Raw genomic sequence first — 2,715 nt, forward strand, 5'->3', positions numbered from 1 at the left:
ATGCTCACGCTGTGCGTACCGCTGCTGCGCCGGCTGTCCGGGCGGCCCGAACCGCGGCCGCGCCGGATCCGGGCCGGCGTGGACATCGCCGGGCACCCGCACGACACCCGGCTCGTACCGATGCGCGCCGACAAACCGCTCGCGTTCGCCGGTCCGGCGATGCTGCGCGGGCTCGCCGTGGCCGACGGCATCGCCGTCGTGCCGCCGGGTGGCGTGCGCGCGGGCGAGCGAGTAGAGGTGCTCGGGGCGCCTCGATGAAGACGGTGCGCTTCCCCGACGACCGACCTGCGGATCGGCGCGGCCCGCGCGGTGCGCTGGCCCGGCCGATGCCGGCGCTGCGCAAACGCACCGAGGGACCGGCGGGGCTCGCCGGTCAGGCGGGCGCCACCGTACACATCCCCAAGGAACGTCCCGGCCCGCTGGTGCAGGTGCTGCGCCGGTTCGGGATGGCGCTGTTGGTGCTGGCCCTGACGATCCTCATCGTCTACGTCGACCGCGACAACTACCGCGACAGCGTCGACGACCGGGTCTCGTTGCTCGACTGTGTCTACTACGCCACGGTCACTCTCTCCACGACCGGCTACGGCGACATCGTCCCCGCCGGCGACGCCGCCCGCCTGGTCAACGTCGTGCTGATCACGCCGCTGCGCGTGGTCTTCCTGATCATCCTCGTCGGCACGACCCTCGAAGTCCTCACCGAGCGCACGCGGGAACTGCTGCGGCTCAACCGCTGGAGGTCCACGTTGCGCGACCACACCATCCTCGTCGGCTACGGCACGACCGGATACAGCGCCGTCCACACGCTCATGGCCCAGGGCGTCTCGCGGGACAACATCGTCATCGTCGACTCCGACCCCGAGGCGGTGTCCGAGGCGAGCGACGACGACAAGCTCGTGGTGGTCTCGGGCGACGCTACCCGGGCCGAGGTGCTGCGTCGGGCGGAGGTCGAGCGGGCCCGCAACATCATCGTGTCGGTCAACCGCGACGACACCGCCGCGCTCGTCACGCTGACCGCCCGCCAGCTCAATCGGCGCGCGTGGATCGTGGTCGCCGTCCGCGAGGACGAGAACGCGCCGCTGATCCGGCAGAGCGGCGCCGACTCGGTGGTCACCACCGCGAGCGCGGCCGGCCGACTGCTGGGAGTGTCCATGCTCAGCCCGAACGTCGGCGAGGTGATGGAGGACCTCATGCACTACGGCCAGGGCATGGACCTGGTCGAGCGCCCGATCGACAAGCGCGAGGCGGGTCGGTCGCCGGGCGAGTGCGGCGATCTCGTCGTGGCCGTCGTGCGCGGCCACCGCACGCTGCGACACGACGATCCCGAGGCCGCGGTGCTGAGCGCGGGCGACCGACTCGTCGTCATCAAGTCGCACAAGTCCCACCAGAAGCCGACCGCCTCATAGTGTGGGTGGTATGTACGCGATCACGATTGCCGAGCCGGGCGGACCCGAGGTACTCACGTGGACCGAGGTCCCCGACGAGAGTCCCGAGCCCGGGGAAGTACTGGTGGAGGTGGCCGCTTCGGCGGTCAACCGCGCCGACCTGATGCAGCGTCAGGGGTTTTACGAACCACCGCCGGGCGCGTCGCCCTACCCGGGCCTGGAGGCGTCGGGGCGGATCGTCGCCGTCGGCGCGGGAGTGTCCGGGTGGGCGGTGGGCGATCAGGTGTGCGCGCTGCTCGCGGGCGGCGGCTACGCCGAGCGGGTCCGGGTCCCGGTGGGGCTGCTGCTTCCGGTGCCCAAGGGGGTCGACCCGGTGTCCGCCGCCGGGTTGCCCGAAGTGGTGTGCACCGTGTGGTCGAACGTGTTCATGGTCGCCCACCTGCGCCGCGGCGAGAACTTCCTGGTGCACGGCGGGTCGAGCGGCATCGGCACCATGGCGATCCAGCTCGCGTCCGCGCTCGGGGCCCGGATCTTCACCACCGCCGGCTCCGAGGCCAAGCTCGCGCGGTGCCGCGAGTTGGGTGCCGACGTCACGATCAACTACCGCGAAGAGGACTTCGTCGCCCGGGTACAGGAGGCCACGGACGGCGCGGGCGTCGATGTGGTGCTGGACAACATGGGCGCCAAGTATCTCGACCGCAACGTCGACGCGCTCGCGGTCAACGGTCGACTCGTGGTGATCGGCCTCCAGGGCGGAGCACGCGGCGAACTCGACCTCAACAAGCTGCTGCGCAAGCGCGCCGCGATTGCCGCGACCTCCCTGCGCGCGCGACCGCTCGCCGAGAAGTCCGCGATCGTGGCGGCGGTGCGCGAGCACGTGTGGCCGCTGATCGAGTCCGGGCGGATCGCGCCGATCATCGACCGCGTCATGCCGATGTCCGAGGCCGCGGCGGCGCATCGGCTGGTGGAGGAAAGCAGCCACATCGGCAAGGTGTTGCTGAGCGTGCACTGACGTCGACCCGGGCGGGCCGGTGGCCGTCGGCCCGGACGAGCCTGCGGCCGGACGAATGAAAATCGGACGGCCATCTCGATGCGGCGAATGTCGGTTAATGGGATGAATGTCGATTTTCCTTAGTCTGACGGCATGCCTTCCCCCGGCGGCTTCGCGCGTCGACTGGCTGCCGGGTGCGTGCTCGCGGTGGCGGTCGCCCTTCCCGGTACGGCCGCGCTCGCGACGGCCACGCTCGCGAGCGTGGACCCGGGCGTGCTCGCGGCGCCTGCGCCCGGGCCGTCCGCGCCGGCCTCGGCCCCGCCGCCCGCGCCCGCACCGGCC

2 protein-coding genes and 2 pseudogenes are annotated in these 2,715 nt (G+C 71.8%); all 4 read left to right on the forward strand.

Features of this window, described 5'->3' with window-relative positions; genetic code table 11:
- A pseudogene (locus GT354_RS35840) lies at positions 1–258 on the forward strand (molybdopterin molybdenumtransferase MoeA); the annotation flags it as partial.
- Positions 255–1,403: a potassium channel family protein gene (locus tag GT354_RS35845; RefSeq protein WP_161360565.1), complete on the forward strand. Its 1,149-nt coding sequence runs from the start codon at positions 255–257 to the stop codon at positions 1,401–1,403. The pseudogene GT354_RS35840 and the gene GT354_RS35845, both read left to right, overlap by 4 nt.
- 10 nt (positions 1,404–1,413) lie before the next feature.
- Positions 1,414–2,394 carry an NAD(P)H-quinone oxidoreductase gene (locus GT354_RS35850; protein ID WP_161360566.1) on the forward strand — a complete coding sequence of 327 codons (981 nt, stop codon included), beginning with the start codon at positions 1,414–1,416 and terminating at the stop codon, positions 2,392–2,394.
- A 132-nt stretch (positions 2,395–2,526) separates the two neighbouring features.
- Positions 2,527–2,715 (forward strand): annotated as a pseudogene (locus GT354_RS35855) (hypothetical protein); the annotation flags it as partial.

The sequence above is a fragment of the Streptomyces sp. SID3343 genome (assembly GCF_009865215.1).
Classification (GTDB): domain Bacteria; phylum Actinomycetota; class Actinomycetes; order Streptomycetales; family Streptomycetaceae; genus Embleya.

Excerpts from the sequence above, each read along its gene's own strand:
- GT354_RS35845 (WP_161360565.1), top strand. The coding sequence starts at position 255 with ATGAAGACGGTGCGCTTCCCCGACGACCGACCTGCGGATCGGCGCGGC.
- GT354_RS35850 (WP_161360566.1), top strand. The coding sequence starts at position 1,414 with ATGTACGCGATCACGATTGCCGAGCCGGGCGGACCCGAGGTACTCACG.